This is a genomic window from Sphingomonas bacterium, assembly GCF_028289855.1.
GTDB lineage: Bacteria > Pseudomonadota > Alphaproteobacteria > Sphingomonadales > Sphingomonadaceae > Sphingomonas.
Genome location: NZ_JAQGKZ010000064.1, coordinates 1 through 19695, shown reverse-complemented (window position 1 = coordinate 19695; position 19695 = coordinate 1). Strand labels below are relative to the sequence as shown.

At 65.3% G+C, this 19695-nt stretch carries 25 protein-coding genes and 1 pseudogene; 9 read left to right on the top strand and 17 right to left on the bottom strand.

What is annotated here, in order from left to right; translation table 11 throughout:
* Window positions 1-320, top strand: a 320-nt coding sequence (locus JWM94_RS07460; RefSeq protein WP_299424411.1) for a divalent metal cation transporter, incomplete at its 5' end; no start/stop codon positions are given.
* 197 nt (window positions 321-517) lie between these two features.
* Window positions 518-931 carry a holin family protein gene (locus JWM94_RS07455; RefSeq protein WP_299424408.1) on the top strand — a complete coding sequence of 138 codons (414 nt, stop codon included), beginning with the start codon at window positions 518-520 and terminating at the stop codon, window positions 929-931.
* A gap of 96 nt (window positions 932-1027) precedes the next feature.
* Here JWM94_RS07455 and JWM94_RS07450 read toward each other — a convergent pair whose 3' ends face one another.
* The 5 genes from JWM94_RS07450 to JWM94_RS07430 all read right to left on the bottom strand — a co-directional run bounded on the left by JWM94_RS07450 (window position 1028) and on the right by JWM94_RS07430 (window position 5232).
* Window positions 1028-1210, bottom strand: coding sequence for a hypothetical protein (locus tag JWM94_RS07450; RefSeq protein WP_299424405.1), 183 nt, complete (start codon window positions 1208-1210; stop codon window positions 1028-1030).
* 294 nt (window positions 1211-1504) lie between these two features.
* The gene (locus JWM94_RS07445; protein WP_299424402.1) at window positions 1505-2440 is read right to left on the bottom strand and encodes a hypothetical protein; all 936 of its coding nucleotides are present in this window, start codon (window positions 2438-2440) and stop codon (window positions 1505-1507) included.
* Between the two features lie 410 nt (window positions 2441-2850).
* Complete coding sequence (locus JWM94_RS07440; RefSeq protein WP_299424400.1) at window positions 2851-3021, bottom strand: hypothetical protein; 171 nt, start codon at window positions 3019-3021, stop codon at window positions 2851-2853.
* The gene (locus JWM94_RS07435; protein ID WP_299424397.1) at window positions 3018-3941 is read right to left on the bottom strand and encodes an IS1595 family transposase; all 924 of its coding nucleotides are present in this window, start codon (window positions 3939-3941) and stop codon (window positions 3018-3020) included. The genes JWM94_RS07440 and JWM94_RS07435 overlap by 4 nt, the downstream gene beginning before the upstream one ends.
* A gap of 76 nt (window positions 3942-4017) precedes the next feature.
* On the bottom strand, window positions 4018-5232 hold the full coding sequence (locus JWM94_RS07430) for a Yip1 family protein (protein ID WP_299424395.1): 1215 nt from the start codon (window positions 5230-5232) through the stop codon (window positions 4018-4020).
* Between the two features lie 208 nt (window positions 5233-5440).
* Between JWM94_RS07430 and hslV the strand changes: the two genes are divergently transcribed.
* Together hslV and hslU are read left to right on the top strand one after the other, a co-directional pair.
* Window positions 5441-5992: an ATP-dependent protease subunit HslV gene (hslV, locus tag JWM94_RS07425; RefSeq protein WP_299424392.1), complete on the top strand. Its 552-nt coding sequence runs from the start codon at window positions 5441-5443 to the stop codon at window positions 5990-5992.
* Window positions 5993-6157: 165 nt separating this feature from the next.
* Complete coding sequence (gene hslU / locus JWM94_RS07420; RefSeq protein ID WP_299424389.1) at window positions 6158-7450, top strand: ATP-dependent protease ATPase subunit HslU; 1293 nt, start codon at window positions 6158-6160, stop codon at window positions 7448-7450.
* 116 nt (window positions 7451-7566) lie between these two features.
* Here hslU and JWM94_RS07415 read toward each other — a convergent pair whose 3' ends face one another.
* From JWM94_RS07415 to JWM94_RS07365, 11 genes are all read right to left on the bottom strand, one after another.
* On the bottom strand, window positions 7567-7935 hold the full coding sequence (locus tag JWM94_RS07415) for a hypothetical protein (protein ID WP_299424386.1): 369 nt from the start codon (window positions 7933-7935) through the stop codon (window positions 7567-7569).
* 1 nt (window position 7936) lies between these two features.
* On the bottom strand, window positions 7937-8347 hold the full coding sequence (locus tag JWM94_RS07410; protein WP_299424384.1) for a hypothetical protein: 411 nt from the start codon (window positions 8345-8347) through the stop codon (window positions 7937-7939).
* 51 nt (window positions 8348-8398) lie between these two features.
* Window positions 8399-9124 (bottom strand): hydroxyacylglutathione hydrolase, encoded by a 726-nt coding sequence (gloB, locus tag JWM94_RS07405; RefSeq protein ID WP_299424382.1) that lies wholly within the window; start codon window positions 9122-9124, stop codon window positions 8399-8401.
* Entirely contained in the window at window positions 9124-10167 is a 1044-nt protein-coding gene (locus JWM94_RS07400; protein WP_299424379.1) for a nitronate monooxygenase family protein, read from the bottom strand. The genes gloB and JWM94_RS07400 overlap by 1 nt, the downstream gene beginning before the upstream one ends.
* Window positions 10164-10376, bottom strand: coding sequence for a hypothetical protein (locus JWM94_RS07395; RefSeq protein ID WP_299424376.1), 213 nt, complete (start codon window positions 10374-10376; stop codon window positions 10164-10166). Before JWM94_RS07395 ends, JWM94_RS07400 begins: the two co-directional genes overlap by 4 nt.
* On the bottom strand, window positions 10376-10825 hold the full coding sequence (locus JWM94_RS07390) for a VOC family protein (RefSeq protein WP_299424375.1): 450 nt from the start codon (window positions 10823-10825) through the stop codon (window positions 10376-10378). Before JWM94_RS07390 ends, JWM94_RS07395 begins: the two co-directional genes overlap by 1 nt.
* 143 nt (window positions 10826-10968) lie before the next feature.
* Window positions 10969-11742 (bottom strand): hypothetical protein, encoded by a 774-nt coding sequence (locus tag JWM94_RS07385; RefSeq protein ID WP_299424374.1) that lies wholly within the window; start codon window positions 11740-11742, stop codon window positions 10969-10971.
* Between the two features lie 256 nt (window positions 11743-11998).
* Window positions 11999-12724: an alpha/beta hydrolase gene (locus tag JWM94_RS07380; protein ID WP_299424373.1), complete on the bottom strand. Its 726-nt coding sequence runs from the start codon at window positions 12722-12724 to the stop codon at window positions 11999-12001.
* Window positions 12725-12879: 155 nt separating this feature from the next.
* The gene (locus JWM94_RS07375) at window positions 12880-13803 is read right to left on the bottom strand and encodes an alpha/beta hydrolase (RefSeq protein ID WP_299424372.1); all 924 of its coding nucleotides are present in this window, start codon (window positions 13801-13803) and stop codon (window positions 12880-12882) included.
* Between the two features lie 4 nt (window positions 13804-13807).
* Window positions 13808-14011, bottom strand: a complete 204-nt coding sequence (locus JWM94_RS07370; protein ID WP_299424369.1) for a helix-turn-helix transcriptional regulator — start codon at window positions 14009-14011, stop codon at window positions 13808-13810.
* Window positions 14008-14424, bottom strand: coding sequence for a hypothetical protein (locus tag JWM94_RS07365; RefSeq protein ID WP_299424367.1), 417 nt, complete (start codon window positions 14422-14424; stop codon window positions 14008-14010). Before JWM94_RS07365 ends, JWM94_RS07370 begins: the two co-directional genes overlap by 4 nt.
* A 135-nt stretch (window positions 14425-14559) precedes the next feature.
* On the opposite strand from JWM94_RS07365, the gene JWM94_RS07360 reads away from it, so the two are divergent.
* Entirely contained in the window at window positions 14560-14742 is a 183-nt protein-coding gene (locus JWM94_RS07360) for a hypothetical protein (protein WP_299424364.1), read from the top strand.
* A gap of 323 nt (window positions 14743-15065) precedes the next feature.
* Here JWM94_RS07360 and JWM94_RS07355 read toward each other — a convergent pair whose 3' ends face one another.
* Window positions 15066-16478 (bottom strand): Mur ligase family protein, encoded by a 1413-nt coding sequence (locus JWM94_RS07355; RefSeq protein WP_299424362.1) that lies wholly within the window; start codon window positions 16476-16478, stop codon window positions 15066-15068.
* A gap of 56 nt (window positions 16479-16534) precedes the next feature.
* On the opposite strand from JWM94_RS07355, the gene JWM94_RS07350 reads away from it, so the two are divergent.
* The 4 genes and pseudogenes from JWM94_RS07350 to JWM94_RS07335 form a co-directional block, all read left to right on the top strand.
* The gene (locus tag JWM94_RS07350; protein ID WP_299424359.1) at window positions 16535-17374 is read left to right on the top strand and encodes an LD-carboxypeptidase; all 840 of its coding nucleotides are present in this window, start codon (window positions 16535-16537) and stop codon (window positions 17372-17374) included.
* A gap of 95 nt (window positions 17375-17469) precedes the next feature.
* Complete coding sequence (locus JWM94_RS07345; RefSeq protein WP_299424356.1) at window positions 17470-17928, top strand: hypothetical protein; 459 nt, start codon at window positions 17470-17472, stop codon at window positions 17926-17928.
* A 58-nt stretch (window positions 17929-17986) separates the two neighbouring features.
* Window positions 17987-18259, top strand: a complete 273-nt coding sequence (locus JWM94_RS07340) for a hypothetical protein (RefSeq protein ID WP_299424354.1) — start codon at window positions 17987-17989, stop codon at window positions 18257-18259.
* Between the two features lie 233 nt (window positions 18260-18492).
* A pseudogene (locus tag JWM94_RS07335) lies at window positions 18493-19695 on the top strand (aminoacyl--tRNA ligase-related protein); the annotation flags it as partial.

Here is a 19695-nt window from a genome sequence, read left to right as displayed (position 1 = left end):
TCGTGATGGAGGGGTTCCTCGACTTGCGCTTGCCGGTCTGGGCGCGGCGAATGGTCACACGGGCACTCGCGATCATCCCCGCCGCCGCAGTGATCGCGATCGCGGGGGAGGGCGCGACGACCAAGCTGCTGGTGCTGAGCCAGGTCGTGTTGAGCCTGCAATTGCCGTTCGCGGTGATCCCGCTGGTCGCATTCACCAGCGACCGCAAGCTGATGGGCGATTTCGCCAGCCCGCTCGCGTTGCGCGTCGCGGCATGGGCGGTCGCGGCGGTGATCGTGGCGCTGAACGTGAAGCTGCTGGTGGGAATCGCGACGGGTTGACCCCACGGCAGCGGTCACCCTGAACTTGTTTCAGGGTCCATCGCGCCGCAAATACCGACAGCGCGGCTGGCACGATGGATGCTGAAACAAGTTCAGCATGACGGCGTGAAAAAAGGCGCCGCCCGCCAACTTTCCATTTTCCTACAGATAACCAGATGGGTTATCCCGAGTCGTTTTACCAACCAAGGAGAACGACCATGGCCATCCTCGACGCGATCGTCGGCCCGATCGCGGGCATCCTCGACAAGCTCATCCCCGACCCCAAGGCGCGCGACGAAGCCAAGCTCAAGCTGCTCGAACTTCAGGGCAGTCAGGAGATGGAGGCGACCCGCACGCAGATTTCGGCGATCATGGCGGAGGCGCAGTCGGCCGATCCGTGGACCAGCCGCGCGCGGCCGAGCTTCCTCTACGTGATGTATGCGCTATTGCTCTGGGCGATCCCGATGGGGCTGATCGCCGCCGCGCAGCCGCAGATGGCGAAGGATATCGCGGGCGGGATGAACGCGTATCTCAACGGCATCCCGGAGCCGCTCTACGCGCTCTTCGGCACCGGCTATCTCGGCTATACCGTGGCGCGGCAATGGGGGAAGGCGGCGGGGACCGACAAGTAGGAAATGCCCGACGTACCGCGAACATTTGGGAACGTGGGTTGTCTAAAGCCCCTCCCCTTAAGGGGAGGGACTTACATACGTGTGTGACCCACACGACTAAGCCCGGTTCAATCGGCCCTGCATGACGCCGATCCGGTCGGCCTCCTCGACTAGCGTGTCATACGACTTCGCCATGCTTTCGAGCGTGTCGCGAATATCGGGGTCGATGGCTTTCGTCGCCAGCTTGCGCACTTCAACAGCGCGACGGGCGTAATACTCTCGCTGTTCCCGAGTCGGCATTGCCCGATCCTTGCCACAATGGGCCGGGCCGTCGCTAACATATGTTACGGCTGCGTATCGGCCATGCCGTGACGTCCCGCATCCTGTTCGCGCGCCATCCGCGCAATGCCACGCCAGTGGAGGGCCATAGCTGCATAATCGGCGCGTTGCTCAACCGGGACGGTCACAGCCGCCTTGGCGTCCATCTCAATGGCCTTCGCCAAGCATTCGAGTGCGCTTCGCATGGGGCTATCTTACCACCTGCTGGCACAGGAGCACCACGAAAAAGCCCGGCTGGTTAGGCCGGGCTTCGGGTTAGTTTGGCTTGCTGCCGACCAGTTCTAGGATCGGCTTATATTTTTCCAGCATATCGATCAGCGTATCGACACCAAGCCGATCAACATCGGCTGTGATCTGAAGCCTACCGCCAGCCGTGAGGAAAACCTCAATGGGCTGCTTAGCGGAGGTGTCCGCTGGCGTTGCTGGATCGGCGCGCTGCTGAGACGCGCCGCGCTCTACGACCTCAATCTGTTCCATGGGCAACGATCCTTTTTCGCCTCTAACCGAGACGAACCAACCGCGCACTGGATCGCAAAAGACCTCCGTCACGACGCGGGGCAGATCGAACTGCTCCGTATCCTGACTAACCCACTGAACCCGGTCGCCCACCTTAACGTCGCGGGGCGGCTTCGGTGAGATAACGGAGCCGCTATCGCCTCCGCCGTCCTTGCGAACCTCATCACGGTTCGGTTCGACTTCCGTTGCCTTAGCGGAACCCTTGTCGATCACAAAGGAAAGATTATCCTTGTAGATGCCTAGCGCGCTACGGGCAGATTGTTCGTTCAGCCCAATGCCGGTCTTGAGATGAGTGCGAGCGACCGGGTCCGCCACGGTGCCGCGCTCCCAATGGTCGAGTAGATGCGCCATAAGAGGAGGGCGACCAGCGAACTTCGCTCGTAACCGCTCTTGATCCTCCTCAATCTCGGTTTGAAAATACTGCCGGGCATCGGTGGTCAGCTTGACCGACCGATCATCATTCGCGCCCTCATCCTCTAGCAAGCCATAAGACTTCAGCGCCGCGACTGTCTGGAACCCGCCGCTGGACTTATCGGAGTAGCCCCACGCGCTGAACGCCACCGGCATCTTGAGGCCTTTCCCGCCCTTGTCGTTCTCATAAATCGCCCTCGCTCGCTCTAGGGACTTGGTGAGATTGATAAACGGGAACCGCGTCAATACGGGCTTCGAAGTCATGGGTTGCCTCCTGTGTTGCAGACGCCAATAGCGACTTCTGCCCGACAGTTCAACCAATTTCAGCGTCCGTTCAATTAACCCTTGCGAAGGCTTGGCAGCGCGCCTAGAGAATGGCCACCGGGCAATGACCCGGCGTCGAAGGAGCGCACTGGCAATGTGATAGGGGAACGATTTCGCCGGGAACGATACCCCGCAGAAACGGAAAAGGCCGACCTTTCGGCCGGCCTCCGAAGTCTCAACCAGGGCGCCAGGCGCCGCGATTTCAACCGCTGTGGTAGCCAAGGAATCGCACGTCTGGCGCCTAATCTCAAGGATAAACCGCTATGGTTTATGTCTCGGGTTACCTGCGTATCCGGCACCGTCGTGTCGAGCGTGTACGGCCCCACTGTCGTCGCCGCTAGCGTAAGCGCTTAGGCCGGGGCCTCCGGGTCCTTTTCATCAGCATCCTTTGGAGGCGGCTTCGGTCGCCTCTCTTTTTGCAGGCTGTCGGGGAGTTCGGAGGGAGCGGTGCCGATGAAGCGCGCGAGCGCCTCATCAAATGGCATATCCAGTCCAAGGGGCGGTTGGGGTTTCTCTTTCATGCGATCAGCGCCTTGTAAGTGAGGCGACCGCCAGTGCTGGCGAGCAGTTCATTGACGCGCTCGCCCTCGCCAATGTCGCGGAGATTGAAGCGCCATGCGTTTTCCGAAACGTAGCGATTGAGATGCTTAGGCGACACGAAATGGTGAATGCCGACAATCTGGCGCTTTAAGAGCGACCAGTAGCCTTCGATGCCGTTGCTGTGGTGGCCGTCGCGGACATATTCGCCCGCGCTGTGGCGCACTACGCCATGATCGAACGTGCGACCAAGGTGGCGGTAGCCGCTATGCTCATCGGTTGAAACCTTGGCACCGGGCGCAACGACCGCGTGGGCGAAGCCGTCGAGCGTGGCGGTGCTGGTGTCGCCGATCACAGTTGCGACGACCTTGCCGCCGCGCTCTAGGGCGCCGATTACAGCGACCTTGCCCGACGTGCCGGGGCCGTTCTTCGGGTCGCCCTTGTGGCGGTTGCTCGCCTTGCCGCCGACATAGGTTTCATCAATCTCAACTTCGCCGTCGAGCGGCTTGTTGAACGACTGTGTGCGGGCAGCGTGGCGAAGGCGATGCAGCATGAACCAAGCTGACTTTTGCGTGACGCCAAGGTCCTTAGCGAGCGTCGTGCTGGCGATGCCTTTCTTATGCGATGTGATCAGCCAAATCGCCATGATCCACTTGCGCATTTCGATCTTGGTATCCTCAAAGATCGTGCCGACCTTGATGCTGAAACGCTTGCGGCAATCGCCGCACTTGTGAGTGCGCTTGTCGCTGAAATGATAAACCTTGGTCGATCCGCACAGCGGGCAATACGCACCGTCCGCCCAACGGATTGCCGTGAAATGGTCAATCGCGGTTTGCTCATCGGGGAACGCGGCCATAAGCTGGAACAGCGTTTCGAACGATTGCAGGGCGGGTTTCTTTTCCATGCACAAACCCTACCCCACTAATCAGGTTGGGTCAAGCACGTATATAGGCCCCTTAAGGGGAGGGGCTAGACGAGGCTCAGCTCGCCAGCGACGCCAACGACCCTAGATTGACCGATCCGACCGCGCCCTTCAGCACGTCGATGCTCGGCGCCGATCCTTCGGCCTCGACCAGGAAACGCTTGCCGACCAGCACGCTGTACGTGCCCTGCTTGCTCTCGTTATCCCACTTCTCGGTCACCATGTTGCCGTCCTGCAGCGCGGTCTTTTCATAGCCGGTCGCGGTCTGCTTGCTCGACGTGACGTTCACCAGCCCGGCCAGCGAGCCCATCGCGCCGGTGTCGCTGATCTTGAGGTGAAAGCTCTGGTCGCCCGCCGCGAACTGGGCGGTCGCATCGCTGATGTTGACGCCCATCGCGCCGCCGCCCGAGCTTTCGATGCTGGTGCGGTTCCAGCCCGACAGCGAGGCAGGAATCAGGTTCTGCAGCGCGGTGGGATCGACCGCCTTCGCGCCCGCGCCGCCATTGGCGGTGAGCGACGCCTGCATCTTGTCGGTCGATTCCTTGATGCTGGCCGCCGCCGCGTCGAGCTTGCCGGCGTCGATCGTCGTGCCGCCGACGGTGATTGACCCACCGCCGGGGGTGCCGAGCACACCGGCGCCAGGGGTCATCGCGAACATCGCGCCAGCAATCGCAAGCGCGACGATCCCGGCCAGGATATTGGCGATGATGCCGACGACGATGCTGACGATGACATAGCCCACCGCCTTGTCCTGCGGCACCTTCATCAACATCGGCCCGCCGATCCAGAAGAGGTAGATATTATAGAGGCCGAGCAGCGCGCCGATGATGCCGAGCATCGGCAGGATGCCGAGCACCGCACCGATCCAGCCGGCGGTCGCCGAGAAAGCCGCGACCTTCAGCGCCGAGATCGAGTTCTTGGTCCCGCCAAAGCTCGGCGCGAGCGCGTCGATGATGAGCGCCCAGACATACGTCATGGCGATGATCAGCGCCCAGGTGATGATCGCGGTGACGACCGAGCCGACCAGCGGCGGGCGCCAGGTCACCCCGAAGATGCTCATCGGAAACACCTGGCCCTGAATCAGGTGCGCGATCGGCCCGATCGCCGCCAGTGGCGCGACCCAGGCGGTCAGGATGCCCTGCGTCGTCATTGGCTCGGCGTCGATCGCCGCCCATTCGGTCTTCGGCGACATCAGCAACCGCTTGATCCGCCCGATCATGCCGCCGCCCGCCGGGGGTTGCCCGATCGTGTCCTTGGGAAATTCACTCGCCATCGTCCGCCCCTTCGTTATGCGCCGCGCGACCCTTTATGGTCCGGCAAGCGCCGATTGTGCCGCCATCCGGCGGCAAATTATTGGATCGACGCGACATCATCCCCGGTCGCGGCGACCACACGAAACGCGAAACCGAGCTTATCATCGATCAATGTGCCGCGCGAGCCACGATGTTGCGTCACCGAAACCGATGCCTACATGCACGCGCATGAGCGACAGCATTACATGGCACGGCACCACGATCCTGTCGGTGCGCAAGAACGGCAAGGTCATTGTCATCGGCGACGGCCAGGTTTCGGCCGGGCAGACGGTGATGAAGCCCAACGCGAAGAAGGTGCGGCAATTGGGCGACGGCAGCGTGATCGGCGGGTTCGCCGGCGCGACCGCCGATGCATTCACGCTGTTCGAGCGGCTCGAGGCCAAATTGGAGCGCGCCAATGGCCAGTTGATGCGCGCCGCGGTCGAACTCGCCAAGGACTGGCGCACCGACAAGTACCTCCGCAACCTTGAGGCGATGATGATCGTCGCCGACAAGGACGTGACGCTGATCCTGACCGGCAATGGCGACGTGCTCGAACCCGAGGCGGGGATCGCCGCGATCGGATCGGGCGGCAATTACGCGCTCGCCGCGGCGCGGGCGCTGACCGATTACGAACCGGATGCCGAGACGATCTGCCGCAAGGCGATGGCGATCGCAGCGGAGCTGTGCGTCTACACCAACGACCGGCTCACGGTGGAGAGTTTGGACAGCGCTACCTGACCTCTTTCTAGCCCTCTCCCGCCTTCGCGGGAGAGGGTTGGGTGAGGGTCTTCTTTCTTCTCGACTGGCCGAAGAAAGACCCTCACCGACTTCGACTAGGCAGCAAGCTGCCAAGTCTCCGTAGCCTCTCCCGCGAAAGCGGGAGAGGGCAAGAAAAGAAGAAAAATGAACGACGCCCTTACCCCCAAAGCCATCGTCCGCGCGCTCGACGCGCATATCATCGGCCAGACCGACGCCAAGAAGGCGGTCGCCGTCGCGATGCGCAACCGCTGGCGGCGGCAGCAGCTCGGTGCCGATCTGCGCGACGAGGTGACGCCCAAGAACATCCTGATGATCGGCCCGACCGGGTGCGGCAAGACCGAGATCAGCCGGCGTCTCGCCAAGCTGGCCGACGCGCCGTTCGTCAAGGTAGAGGCGACCAAGTTCACCGAGGTCGGCTATGTCGGCCGCGACGTCGAACAGATCGCGCGCGACCTGGTCGAGGAAGCGATCCGGCTCGAGAAGGAGCGCCGCCGCGTCGCGGTGAAGGACAAGGCCGAGGAAGCAGCGATGGCGCGGTTGCTCGACGCGCTGACGGGCAAGGATTCGTCGACCGCGACGCGCGAGGCGTTCAAGCAGCGCTTCCGCGACGGCGTGCTCGACAATACCGAGGTCGAGATCGAACTCGAAGCCGCGCCGCAGATGCCGTTCGATATCCCCGGCGGCGGCGCGCAGATGATCAATCTGGGCGAGATGATGAAGGGGTTCGGCGGCTCGCAGCTCAAGCGCCGCAAGCTCACCGTGCCGATGGCGTGGGACAAGTTGGTCGAGGAGGAGGCCGACAAGCGCCTCGACCAGGACGAGGTCAGCCGCGTCGCGCTCGCCGATGCCGAGGCCAATGGGATCGTCTTCCTCGACGAGATCGACAAGATCGCGGTGTCGGACGTGCGCGGCGGATCGGTCAGCCGCGAGGGCGTCCAACGCGATCTGCTCCCGCTGATCGAGGGCACAACGGTCGCGACCAAATACGGGCCGATGAAGACCGACCATATCCTGTTCATCGCCAGCGGCGCGTTCCACGTCGCCAAGCCATCGGACCTGTTGCCCGAGTTGCAAGGGCGGCTGCCGATCCGCGTCGAATTGAAGGGCCTGACCGAAGACGACTTCGTCGCGATCCTGTCGGACACCACGGCCTCGCTGCCCGAGCAATATAAGGCGCTGATCGCCACCGAAGGCGTGACGATCGACTTCACCGACGACGGCATCCGCGCGGTCGCGAAGATCGCGGCGGAAGTGAACGGCGCGATCGAGAATATCGGCGCGCGGCGGCTGCAGACGGTAATGGAAAAGTTGCTCGAAGACGTCAGCTTCGACGCGGAGGATCGCGCGGGCACCTCACTGACGATCGACGCCGCTTATGTCGACAGCCAGCTCGCCAGCATCGCGCGCAACACCGATTTGAGCAGGTTCGTGCTGTAGGGCTTACGAACTCACTACCGCTTTTGCGAGGAGCGCAGCGACGAAGCAATCCATCGCGACGCTTTGGACAGTGGATTGCTTCGCTTCGCTCGCAAAGGCGACGAGCTAAATGTCGTCTATTTCGCGGCCAAATCGTACGGCGTGAAGCTGCCCAACCGGCATACCGGCCCCGGGATCACCGATCCCACCTCCTGTGCGCGGACATGGTCGTTGCGGCACAATTGGCTGCCGTAGAGTTCGACGATCAGCGTCGCCATCGGGCGCAACCCCGGGCACGCCGCGGGCAAATCGTTGCGCCAGATCGTTCGTCCGTCGCGGTAGAGCAACGTGCGGCTGTCGATGATCTCCGGCCCGCCGAGCCGCGCCTGATCGACGCAATCGACCGGCTTCCCGGCGGCTCGCCCAGCCAACGGGTCGCGTTCCGCCGCCGGCGCCGCGGCACCGGCAAGCCCCGCCAGGGCAAGCGCAATCGGCGCGATCCGCACCTTATTTGCGATAGGTGGTGAACGATCCGAGCGCGCAGCTGCCCGACGGGACGCGCGAGCCCGGCGTCACCGTCTGGCCGATATCGCCACGGCATAGCTGGCCGCTGATCGACCTGGTCACCAGGATATCGCCGCGCTCGACATTCTCGCAGCCCCCGGTCGTGTCGTTCACGTACACCAGCGACTTGCTGACGCTGTAGACCAACGTCGAGCCATAGGCCTTGAGCGACGAACTGCCGTAGTTGGTCATGCAATCGCTCGTGCTCGTGGCGTGCAGCCCGGCGAGCTGCTGGCCGAGCGCGGCGCGCGACGCCGCCGCATCGGACTCAGCGCGCGCGGTCTCGGCGGGCGACATCGCGCAGCCGGTCAGCGCCAGCGCCGCGATCGAAAGTGCGGGAACAAGGATACGCATTGGCGACTCCATCGCTTTATCCCCCTTGGTCACGCTATAACGCATGACTGCTCAAAAAGCATCCTTTGCCGCGCGTCGCTGGGCGAATTGTTCGGCCGAGGCAGCGCGCATGAACGGATTGGTCGCGCGCTCCTCGCCGATCGTCGTCGGGACGGTCGGCTCGCCCTTGTCCCGCATCAGTTCGACCGCGACCAGCCGGCGGGCGATGTCGTCATTGTCGGGCTCGGCGACATGCGCGTAGCGCGCGTTCGACAGCGTATATTCGTGCGCGCAATAGACTTGCGTTTCGGGCGGCAGCTTGGCGAGCCGCTGGAGGTTGGCGTGCATCTGCGCGGCGGTGCCCTCGAACAAGCGCCCGCATCCCATCGCGAATAGCGTGTCGCCGGGGAACAGCGCGGCCTCGTCGGCGAAGTGATAGGTGATGTGCCCGGCAGTGTGTGCTGGGGTTTCCAAGACAGTCGCGACGTGCTTGCCGAGCGTCACCGTATCGCCCTCCGCGACCAGCCGGTCGGCGGTCGGGATCTTCGCGGCTTCGGCCGCCGGCGCGATCACGGGGGCGCCGGTCGCATCCTTGATCGCCTGGTTGCCGCCGGTGTGGTCGGGGTGCCAATGCGTGTTCCAGATCGCCGATATCGTCCAACCGCGCCGCTCGGCTTCGGCGAGGACGGCGGTCGCTTCGCCCGGATCGACCACCATCGTCGCGCCGCTGTCGGGGTCGTGGACCAGCCAGATGTAATTGTCGCTGAACGCGGGGATGCGGACGATGTCGAGGGCCATCAGGCGGTCTCCAAAAGGGCAAGGGTTTCGGCGGCGAGGCGGCGAGTCAGCGCCTCGGCGGGTTCGGGGCGGACGCGGCTCGCGCCGGTACCGGCCCAGAGCGGCGAGTAATCGCCGCGCCCCTCCGCCTCGGCATGCGCGCGCAAAGGGGCGAGCGCGGCGGTGGCGTGCGGGAAGGGCGGGGCGAGCGGATTGATCGGGCCGATCGCGTCGATCAGCCGGTTGCGGAAGCCCCGCGCGACGCCGCCCGAAAACAGGTTGGTGAAGACCGTCCCGGTCGCGGTACCGATCAACGCGCGGTGCGGCGCGCTTGCCTGGCTTTCGGGCGAGGCGAGATAGGCGGTGCCGATCTGCGCGGCACTCGCCCCGGCGGAAAATGCTGCAACAATGTCTGCAGCATCGACGATCCCGCCTGCAGCAATTTTGGGGACCGGCACGTCGACGCGCAGCAACTCGGCGAGTGGCGTCGAGCGGTGGCGATCGAGGAACCAGCCAGCATGCCCGCCGGCTTCCGCACCCTGCAGCACGATAGCATCGACCCCGGCATCGGCGAGCCAGCACATTTCCTCGGGTGTCGTCGCATTGCCGAACACCAAAGCACCCGCCGCGCGGACTCGGGCGAGGAGGTCGCTATCGGGCAGCCCGAAATGAAAGCTGACGATCTCCGGCCGCACCGCCTCGACCGCCTCCGCCATCGCCGCGTCGAACGGGCGGCGGAGCGGTGGGGGCGGGGCGGTGGAGACGCCTTCCGCCTCATAGAATGGCTGGAGCAACGCGCGCCACTCACTGTCATCGGGCGCACGATCGAGCCGGCGGCAGAAGAAATTGATGTTGAGCGGCCCGTCGGCCTCGGCGCGGACCTCGGCGGCCTGCACGATCACCTGGATCGGCGTCAGCATCGCGCACGGCAATGACCCCACGGCGCCGCCGTTGATCGCCGCCACCGCGAGCGCGACCCCGCTCGCGCCCGCCATCGGCGCCTGGACGATCGGCACTTCGGCGCCGGTCAGGTCGAGGAACCGCCGTTCGGGCCAGCCGGTCATCGCGCGTGCGCGCTGAGCCGTGCAGCGCCCGCTTCGGTCAGCGCGACCAGGTCACGGTCGCGGCGCACCAGCCCGAGGTCGACCGCGTCCTCCCACACCGGCAAGCGCGGGCAGCTCGTCCGCCACGCGTCCATCACCTCGCGATACGGCTTCGGCCCGGCCTTCAGCGACGCCAGCAGATCGAGGATCAGCGGGTCGGGCGCGTCCATCACCATTCGCCCGTATTGGGCATCGACAGCCACGGCTCGGCGGGCTCGAGCACGCCGTCCTGGAGCAGTTCGATCGAGATGCCGTCGGGGGTGCGGACGAATGCCATGTGGCCGTCGCGCGGCGGGCGGTTGATCGTCACCCCGGCGTCCATCAGCCGCTGGCAGGTCTCGTAGATATTCTCGACGCGGTACGCGAGGTGCCCGAAATTGCGCCCGCCAGTGTAGACCTCGCCGGCGCCGTCTTCGGGGGGCCAATTATAGGTGAGTTCGACCTCCGCCTTGGCGCGCTCGCCGGGGCCGTTCATGTCCTCGGGCGCGGCGAGGAAGATCAGCGTGAAGCGGCCGTTCTCGCTCTCCATGCGGCGGACTTCCTGCAAGCCCAGCAGCTCGAAGAATGCGACCGTCGCGTCCGGGTCGGTGACGCGGATCATCGTGTGGAGATAGTTCATGCGCGGTCTCTCCCTTGGTTGCGCCCAGAGATAGGACTGCCCCGTCCAGCACACCACCCCCGCCGTGCTCCGGCGAAGGCCGGAGCGTTGGCTGCGTAGCGCTTCGATCGCCTACGCTCCGGCCTTCGCCGGAGCACGCAACGTCATTTGGCAGGCGGTGCTGGCGTAGGTGCGGGGAGCGGCAACGGCGTATCGAACTGCCCCAACGCGGCGCGCGCATTCTGTCCCGCGGGACTCGCCGGGGCGAGCTTCACCGCCATCTGCCACGCCGCCTTCGCCGCGTCGGCATCGCCCGCCAACGCGGCGATGTTGCCTGCCTCCAGCTGCACCGACGGGTCGTCGCTCGCCAGCCGGAGCGCTTCCGCAATGTCGCCCTGCGCGCGCGGCAGATCCTTCATCCGCCGCGCCAGCGTCGCCGACAACAGCCACGCCAGCGGATCCTTGGGCGCATTCTCCAGCGCTGCGTCGAGGTCGGCGCGTGCGGCGACCGCCGCTCCGGCCGCGACCAGCGAACGCGCCCGGTCGAGCAACGCCTCGCCTTTATCCTGCCCGGTCAGCGCCGGCCCGGCCAGCGCGGTATTGAGCGCCGCGTACGCCTTGACCGGCTCGTTCGCCGCCAGCCACGCATTGCCGGCCTGCGCCCAGTACCGCGCGCCGAGCGCGTCCTTGGCCGCATCCGCCTCGCGCGCCGCGGCTTCGAACGCGCCCGCCGCCTCGCGCCAGCGTTCCTCCTGCGTATAGGCCAGCCCCAGGCATTGCCGCGCCCGTGCCCCGCCGCCCGCCGAGCGGAACCGCTCGGCCTCGCTCTCGGCGGCCTGCGGGTTGCTGGTGGCGAGGTCGAGGCACGCCTTGTAGCGCGCGTCGAGCGGGGTCGTGGCGGTGGCGGCGGCTTGCAACGCGAGCGCGATAAAAATCATCTAGGGGTCCGTATCCAGTTAGAACGAGGTCGTGACGGAGTCGATTTTGGTGTCGGGCAAGAAGTGAGGAGGGAGCGATGCCTCCGCGCATCGTGACCGACGAAGCGACGCCGCCCGGCGCCAAAATCGGCCCGCCGCAAAGCGGTTGCCCGTGGAAGACCGCCGAGCGGCGTCACTTGCTTGCGCGTAGCCCCGGCTACGCGTCTGCGCGGCGTTCCTTGTCGGCGGCCTTCCACGGGCAATCACGATCCTCGTTCTAACTGGATACGGACCCCAATCCTTCGATCGTCCGGATCAGCAGCGCGATGTCCTCGTCGCGCGACAGGCGGTGGTCGCCGTGCTTGACCAGGGTCGCCTGAACATCGCCTGACCGGATCATGTGGAGCAAGTGCATCGTGCGATCGACCGGGACGTCGCGGTCGCCGAGCCCGTGGATCAGCCGCACCGGGCACGAAATCGGGATCGACGCGGCGGTCATCCGCGATGCCTCGCCCGATTGCCAGAAGCGGCTGGTGAAGACGGTCGGCCGGTCCGAATAGGGCGAGGCGCGCTCGATCCGCCCGTCCTGGAGCAGCGCCATCTTCTCGTCCATCGAGAAGCCCCAATCGGTGAAATCGGCCGCGGTCGCGAGACCGACCAGCCCGGCGACCTGCTCCGGATGGTCGCGCGCAAGCATCAGCGCGATCCACCCGCCCATCGACGACCCGACGACGATTGCGGGCTCGGAGAACAGGTCGAGCATTTCGAGCGCATCGTCACGCCAGCCGGTCAGCGTCTGCTCCTCGAAGTCGCCCTCGCTCGCGCCGCATCCGGCATAGTCGAAGCGCAGGAAGGTGCGCCCGGCCGCTTTGGCCCAGGCTTCGAGCGCGAGCGCCTTCGCGCCCTCCATGTCGGAGGCGTAGCCGGGGAGGAAGATCACCGGCGGGCCTTTGCCGACGGTGAGGTGATGGGCGAGCGCCGGGCGGGGAGGGGTGTCGGGCATGGAGGTGGCTGTAAGGGATCACCCACCCGCCCGTCACCCTTAACTTGTTTCAGGGTCCGACGCTCAGCAGGCGATGCCGGTCATTGTTGCACGTTGGATGCTGAACCAAGCTCAGCATGACGGGATTGGGGGTGAGAATATTTCACCCCCGCCGGTCACCCCAAAAACGCCGCGACCGCCTTCGCGAACGCTTCGGGCTGGTCAAGCATGATGAAATGCGCGCTGTCGTCGATGTCGATCAGGGTGACGTGCGGCGCCTTGGCGTACGCGTCCCGGTAGATCGGTTCCGCCGTCGCCTTGGGCATCGCGGCGGAGGTCGGGTACAGCATCGTGATCGGCGTCGCGATTCCGGCCATGTCGCCGCGCAGGTCGGTGGTCAGGTCCTCGTAAAAGGCCTCGGCCGAGACGCGGGCGTCCGATTTCTGCACCCAGCCGTTGACCAAAGTCTGGCTGGCGGGCTTGAGCGCGAGCCGCGCCGCGATCGCCTGAGCGCCCGCCGGATCGGGTTTGCCATAACCCGCCGCCATGGTGTCGCGCATCTTGGCGCCTTGCGGCTCGACCATCGCAACGGTCAGGGTCGGGCCGAACATCACGCCGATCCACGGCAGCGAATCGACGATCATCAACTTGCCGATGTCGCCCGGATGCGCCTTGGCCAGCATCATGCCGACCAGCCCGCCCATCGAATGCCCGATCACCGCCGCACCGCTCAGCTTGTTCCTGGCGATATAGGCGTCGAGATCGGCGACCACGCCGTCGAGCAGCCCGGGCTTCAGGTTCGCGCCGGGATCGTCGCCGCCGAAGCCGTTGACCTGGACCAGCACGACATGGTGCGTCTTGGCCAGAGTCGGGGCGATCCCGGCCCATACGTCGCGGGGCGACGACAGGCCGGGAATAAGGATCACGGTCGGCAAACCGCGTGCGCCCAATTCGGCGATCGAGATATGCGCCATGCGCTCTGGCAGCGCGGGGCTGGTGCATGCCGCAGGATTCGTCGCGGCGCGCGCTTGGCTAACGTTGAGCGCGAGCAGCGGCAGCGCGATTGCGGCGATCAGGCGGGCTTTGTTTTGCGGTGTCATGGGTTCAGGCTTCCTTCGATGGGCTGGTGAAGACGTCTTCGATGCTGAGCGCGAACAGCTCGGCGATTTTGAAGGCGAGGGGGAGCGAGGGGTCGTAGCGGCCGGTCTCGATCGCGTTGACGCTCTGGCGCGACACGTCGAGCGCGGCGGCGAGGTCGCCCTGGCTCCAGTTGCGCTCGGCGCGGAGGACGCGGAGGCGGTTGGTCACGACCGGCGTCCCACGGTCGACAGGCGGTTGGCGCACGTCCCGAGTCCAAGCCCGCCGAACCACAGGATCGAGACCCAATAGGATTCGACGTGCGCGACCAGCTCGAAACTTTCGAGGAACCCCCAGACCGTCGCGATGCTGAGCGCGAAGCCGCTCGCCCACAGCGTCTGCCGCACCGTCATCGCGCGGATATATTCGTCGGTCTCTTCGACGAGATACAGGCCGATCGCGGCGAAGATGCCGACGATCGGCAGCGCGGGGAGGATCGCGACCACCCACGCGACCGGCCCGGCGACCAGGTGATGCTTGAACCCGTAGACCGCGCCGAGCAGGAACGCGGCATAGGCCAGGCTTAGGATGATAACACGCATATTGTACCGCCGGATCGCGCGGTTTTGGCCGATGAATGACATGTAAAGGCTCCTTTCGAATCAGTGAAGGAAGCTTTACAGTCAAGTGAGCTTGTCAGTCAAGGGGTCTTTACAGGCTTGTGAAAGTTTTTAGGTCGGTCCACGTTCCGCGCGCCAATCCGGCATCAGGAGTCGATCATGCGTAGCTTCCTCATCGCCCTCGCCGTCGTTTCGCTCTCCGCCAGCCCCGCGCTCGCCGCGCCGTGCAAGGATGCCAAGGGCAAGTTCATGAAATGCCCGGCGCCCGCCAAGAAGGTCGTGCACTGCAAGTTCAAGGGCAAGTTCGCCAAATGCGGCACGCCGGGCGCCAAGCCCGTTTAAGAACCGCGCCGGCGCGCGCTTTCGTCGCGCGCCGGCGTATCGGCCGAACAGCAAATCCGCTGGCAATGTAGGATTTCGCCTGACACCGTCGCGGGCATGGCTTCGTCGATCGCATCATCGCTGTTGCTCGCGCGCGCTCTCACCCGTGCGTGCGTTCCCTCCATGGGCGCTGCGAACATTGGGAACATTCGCGCCCCGATCCGGGAACGGGGCCGGGATGAAATTGGATTGCTGCCCCCCGACCCCATCTACCGAATGTAGACGGCGTGAAGGTGTCACGGATTTTCGCGCGCCGCCTTGATCTGGATAAAGCTTCTCGCGCGTCAGCGCGCGGCGATTTGCGCCAATATATCCCCTGCGACCTGACTCAGCGTGTCGTCGCGCGCGCCCATCACGATCGCGCGGTCGCCGCTCTGGGCGATGTTCGCGATGTTCGCCGCCGCCTCGGCGCGGTCGGCGATGTGGCGGGCGTCACAGCCCTTCGCCACCAGGTCGGCGACGATGTCGGCGCTGGTCACTTCGCGGGTGACGGTGCCCCCGAAAAAAGCCGGGTCGGGCAGGATCAGCACGTCGCCGGGCTTGAGCCCGTTCGCGAAGGCATCGACCAGCTCGCGGCGCATCACTTTGAGCGGGCCGTACCCATGCGGCTGGAACAGTACGAGCAAGCGCCCGGGAAAGGCGTTGAGCGTGTTCAACGTCGCGGCGATCTTGTCGGGGTTGTGCCCGAAATCGTCGAGCACCGCGACGCCTTGCGTCTCCCCCACCAGCTCGAAGCGGCGGCGCAGCCCGGTGAACCCGGCGATCGCCAGCACCGTTTCGTCGAGCGCCACGCCCGCGCAATGCGCCGCGGCGATCGCCGCGAGCGCATTGGACACATTGTGCCGCCCCGGCACCTGAAGCGTGACCGGCAGCGGGTCGTGATCCGCAACTTCGAGCGTGAAACTGACCCCGTACGGCTCTTCGACGATCCCGCGCGCGGTGAACGCCGCGGCGCAATCGATCCCGAATCCAACCACCTGCCGCTTGGGCAAGGTGCCCGCGAGCGCGGCGCCGTCGGGATTGTCCATGTTGATCACCGCCAATTCGGCCTTGGCGATGAAGTCGCCGAACAGCTGGTTGAGCTCCTCCAGCGTCTTGTGGTCGAGGCTGACGTTGTTGAGCACCGCGACGCGCGGGGCGAACAAGGCGATCGACCCGTCGCTCTCATCGACCTCGCTGACGAACGCGTCGCCGCCGCCGACCAAGGCGCTGGCGAACGGCGCGTTTGGGGTGGCGAAGTTCTTCATCACCGCGCCGTTCATCACTGTCGGGTCGCGATCGGTCGCGCGCAGGATCCAGCCGATCATGCCGGTGACGGTCGACTTGCCGCTGGTCCCCGCGACGCCGACCGGCATCGTGCTGGCGTTGAACAAATCGGCGAGCATTTCCGCGCGGGTGCGGCGTTCGCAACCCAATCGCGCGGCGGCGACCATGTCGGGCACATTATCCTCGATCGCAGCGGAGGCGATGACGATCTGGTGGGGCGAGACGATTCCGCTGCCGTCCTGCGGAAAGAGTTCGACGCCGAGGTCACGCAGATACTCGAACTTGGCCGGCAGCCGCGCCTGGTCGAGGCTGCGGTCGGATCCCGCCACCGTCGCCCCGCGCGCCGCCAGGATCATCGCCAGCGGCATCATCCCCGACCCGCCAATGCCGACGAAGAAATGCGGGTGGTCAGAGGAGTTGCCGTTGTCCATCGCGGCGGGCTATCTCCGCTTTCGGTAGTGACGGCAAGCATGGGGCGGCGGAGCACATGAAAATCGCGGTGATGGCGCCGGCCAACCGGGTCGACGAACACGCGCTCGACGCGGTGCCCGCGCTCGCCGCCGAATATGGCGTCGAATTGGTGATCGATCCGCAAAGCTGGGCGTCCGGCGGCGGGCATACCTGGGCGGGCCCCGACCAGTACCGCGCCGACACCTTCCTCAAATACGCCAACGACCCGAACTATCACGCGATCTGGTTCGCGCGCGGCGGTTATGGGTCGAACCGGCTGTTTCCGCTGATCTTCCCGCACTTGGAGGAGGCCGCGAAGCACAAGGCCTATGTCGGCTATTCGGACATGGGTTTCATGCTCGGCGCGCTGTACGCGAAGAAGATCGGCAAGCCGATCCACGGGCCGATGCCGGTCGACATCAACCGCAAGGTCGGCGGGCGCGAATGCACGGCGCGGACGCTGGCGTGGCTGACGCGGGGCGACAAGTCGGCGCTCGAGCCCGGCATCGTCGGCAGCGGGCGGCCGGCGGCGGCATTCAATCTGTCGATCCTCGACGCGCTGATCGGCACGCCATGGCTGCCCGACCTCGCCGACCACGATTTGCTGATCGAGGAAGTCGACGAGCATCTCTACCGCGTCGACCGGATGATGTTCCACGTCGCCAATGCGACTCAATTGTCGCGCATCGCCTCGCTGCGGTTCGGGACGATCAGCTTGCCAGCGACCGACGGCCAGGCCGATTTCGGCCATTCGCCCGACCAGATCGCGTGGGATTGGTCGAAGCTGATGAAGGTGCCCTACGAAGGCCGCGCGCTGATCGGGCACGTCGCGAACAACCATGTCGTGCCGTTCGGGCAGATCATCCCCAAGGGCTAATACCCATTTTGGGTCGCTATCCGGCAGCGGCGGCATACCATGGCCAACCGATTGCTAACCAATTGGCGCTAGCGGTGGGTACGACGGAGGGCCGGATGGCGCAGACGCTCGAAGATTATCACGACCGGATCGAGGCGATGATCGTCGAGGGCGAGGCACTGGTCGCGGCGCGCGAGCCCGGGACCGACCGCCGGCTCAAGCGCCGTATCGGTGATTCGGTATTGCTGATCGCGTCGTACCAATTGTTCGTCCACCGCGAGGTGTTCGCGCCGCTGATGGGGCAAAGCGATCCATCGCTGCGCTCACGCGTCAATGAAGTGAAGGTCGAGTGCATCGCGCTGACCGAGGATCTGCGCTTCAACGTCAAGGATTTCCTGACCGACGAAACCCCGCTCGACTGGGACGCGACCGCATCGAAGATGGCGTGGTTCAACGGCCGGCTCCAGAAGCACATTGCGGAGGTGCGCGCGCTGATGTCACCCGACCTCAGTGACGCGCAGCACGCCGCGCTGATCGCGCGACGCGTCGGCGCGGTCGGCGCGCAAGCCGCCTGACCTTGACAGCACGCGGCCTGACCGCGACGGGGCGCCAACCCCAATCAAGGAAGATGACATGGACGAAGTCGCCGATCTGCAGGCCCAGATAGTCGCCTTGCGCCTGGCGGTAGAAGGCGCGTGGTTGTCGCTGCTCAACAACGATCCCGATCCGCTAGCGCAGGTGGCGCGCCTCAAGGAAGAGAACGTCGCGGCGGTCGATCAGCTCGACGCCTCGACTGAAAATGCCGCGGCGTTGCGCGACACGGTGGCGGCGCACACCCGGCATTTGTGGAGCTCAATCGAATGGCAATTGCAGCACGCAGCGGCAAATAAGCCGGATGGCGAGTGACGACTGGCATCGTTAACCCGATCCGACTATATAGCCTCGCATGAACCGCGCCTTCGCCGTCACGACTACCACCATCACCCGGGTTTTCCGGGGGGTGTTCGGCGCGCGCATCTAGCCGCGCCGACGACCTCACCCGGGAACGGGTGAGGCCGGCGTCCGCTCTCCCGTTCCAGTCTTTTTTTTGGACGCCTGGCCGTGCATAGGCCGCGCAACTGACAGGAACGACCATGGAAATGCTCTCGATCACGCTCCCCGACGGCTCCGTGCGCGAAGTCGCGCGCGGCACCACGCCGGCGGACATCGCCGCGGCGATCGGTCCCGGCCTCGCCAAGGCGGCGATCGCGGCGCGAGTCGACGGCGAATTGCGCGACATTATGCGGCCGCTCGAAGGGAATGCGACCCTGGCGCTGGTGACGAGCCGGGACGAAAAGGACGCGCTTGAATTGGCGCGGCATGATTACGCGCATGTGCTGGCCGAAGCCGTGCAGCATCTGTTTCCGGGCACGCAGATCACGTTCGGCCCGTCGACGGACGATGGCTTCTATTACGACTTCGCGCCCAAGGACCGCGCCTTCACCGAGGACGATCTGCCTGCGATTGAGGCCGAGATGCGTCGCATCATCGCCAAGGACCAGCCGCTGATCCGCGAAGTGTGGAGCCGCGCCGACCTGATCGACCGCTGGCGCCAGCAGGGCGAGACGTTCAAGGCCGAATGGGCCGCCGAACTCCCCGAGGGCGAGGAACTGACGGTCTACAAGGCCGGTAACGGGCCGGACGCGTGGCTCGACATGTGCCGCGGGCCGCACCTCGCCTCGACGGGCAAGCTCGACCCCAACGCGTTCAAGCTGACGCGCGTGTCGGGTGCCTATTGGCGCGGCGACCAGAACAACGCGATGCTCAGCCGGATCTACGGGACGGGCTGGCTCAACAAGAAGCAGCTCGACGAGCATCTGTTCCGGCTCGAGTAAGCCGGCAAGCGCGACCACCGCAAGCTGGGGCAGGAGATGGACTTGTTCCATCTCCAGGCCGAAGCGCACGGATCGGTGTTCTGGCACCCCAAGGGCTATATGATCTGGCGCGAGCTGGAGGCGTATATGCGCCGCGCGATCGACGCCGCGGGCTACCGCGAAGTCAAGACACCGCAGGTGATGGACGCGCGCCAGTGGGAGCAATCCGGCCACTGGGGCAAGTATCGCGAGAACATGTTCGTCATCCCTGACGAAGTGCCCAACACCGAGGATGACGGCCCGATCGTCTCGAACGACGCCGAGTGGATGGCGCTCAAGCCGATGAATTGTCCGGCGCATATCCTGATCTTCCGCCAGGGCATCAAGTCGTACCGCGATCTCCCCTTACGCTTCTACGAGAACGGTTGCTGCCACCGCAACGAGCCGCACGGCGCGCTTCACGGATTGATGCGCGTGCGCCAGTTCACG

Bases quoted from the DNA above. Each gene is read 5' to 3' on its own strand.
- JWM94_RS07400 (WP_299424379.1), bottom strand. From the start codon at position 10,167: ATGACCGGCTGGCCCGAACGGCGGTTCCTCGACCTGACCGGCGCCGAA.
- JWM94_RS07355 (WP_299424362.1), bottom strand. From the start codon at position 16,478: ATGGACAACGGCAACTCCTCTGACCACCCGCATTTCTTCGTCGGCATT.
- JWM94_RS07365 (WP_299424367.1), bottom strand. From the start codon at position 14,424: ATGTCATTCATCGGCCAAAACCGCGCGATCCGGCGGTACAATATGCGT.
- JWM94_RS07375 (WP_299424372.1), bottom strand. From the start codon at position 13,803: ATGACACCGCAAAACAAAGCCCGCCTGATCGCCGCAATCGCGCTGCCG.
- JWM94_RS07395 (WP_299424376.1), bottom strand. From the start codon at position 10,376: ATGGACGCGCCCGACCCGCTGATCCTCGATCTGCTGGCGTCGCTGAAG.
- hslV (WP_299424392.1), top strand. From the start codon at position 5,441: ATGAGCGACAGCATTACATGGCACGGCACCACGATCCTGTCGGTGCGC.
- JWM94_RS07450 (WP_299424405.1), bottom strand. From the start codon at position 1,210: ATGCCGACTCGGGAACAGCGAGAGTATTACGCCCGTCGCGCTGTTGAA.
- JWM94_RS07435 (WP_299424397.1), bottom strand. From the start codon at position 3,941: ATGGAAAAGAAACCCGCCCTGCAATCGTTCGAAACGCTGTTCCAGCTT.
- JWM94_RS07385 (WP_299424374.1), bottom strand. From the start codon at position 11,742: ATGATTTTTATCGCGCTCGCGTTGCAAGCCGCCGCCACCGCCACGACC.
- JWM94_RS07430 (WP_299424395.1), bottom strand. From the start codon at position 5,232: ATGGCGAGTGAATTTCCCAAGGACACGATCGGGCAACCCCCGGCGGGC.
- JWM94_RS07410 (WP_299424384.1), bottom strand. From the start codon at position 8,347: ATGCGTATCCTTGTTCCCGCACTTTCGATCGCGGCGCTGGCGCTGACC.
- JWM94_RS07440 (WP_299424400.1), bottom strand. From the start codon at position 3,021: ATGAAAGAGAAACCCCAACCGCCCCTTGGACTGGATATGCCATTTGAT.
- gloB (WP_299424382.1), bottom strand. From the start codon at position 9,124: ATGGCCCTCGACATCGTCCGCATCCCCGCGTTCAGCGACAATTACATC.
- JWM94_RS07360 (WP_299424364.1), top strand. From the start codon at position 14,560: ATGCGTAGCTTCCTCATCGCCCTCGCCGTCGTTTCGCTCTCCGCCAGC.
- JWM94_RS07350 (WP_299424359.1), top strand. From the start codon at position 16,535: ATGAAAATCGCGGTGATGGCGCCGGCCAACCGGGTCGACGAACACGCG.
- hslU (WP_299424389.1), top strand. From the start codon at position 6,158: ATGAACGACGCCCTTACCCCCAAAGCCATCGTCCGCGCGCTCGACGCG.
- JWM94_RS07445 (WP_299424402.1), bottom strand. From the start codon at position 2,440: ATGACTTCGAAGCCCGTATTGACGCGGTTCCCGTTTATCAATCTCACC.
- JWM94_RS07455 (WP_299424408.1), top strand. From the start codon at position 518: ATGGCCATCCTCGACGCGATCGTCGGCCCGATCGCGGGCATCCTCGAC.
- JWM94_RS07345 (WP_299424356.1), top strand. From the start codon at position 17,470: ATGGCGCAGACGCTCGAAGATTATCACGACCGGATCGAGGCGATGATC.
- JWM94_RS07340 (WP_299424354.1), top strand. From the start codon at position 17,987: ATGGACGAAGTCGCCGATCTGCAGGCCCAGATAGTCGCCTTGCGCCTG.
- JWM94_RS07380 (WP_299424373.1), bottom strand. From the start codon at position 12,724: ATGCCCGACACCCCTCCCCGCCCGGCGCTCGCCCATCACCTCACCGTC.
- JWM94_RS07390 (WP_299424375.1), bottom strand. From the start codon at position 10,825: ATGAACTATCTCCACACGATGATCCGCGTCACCGACCCGGACGCGACG.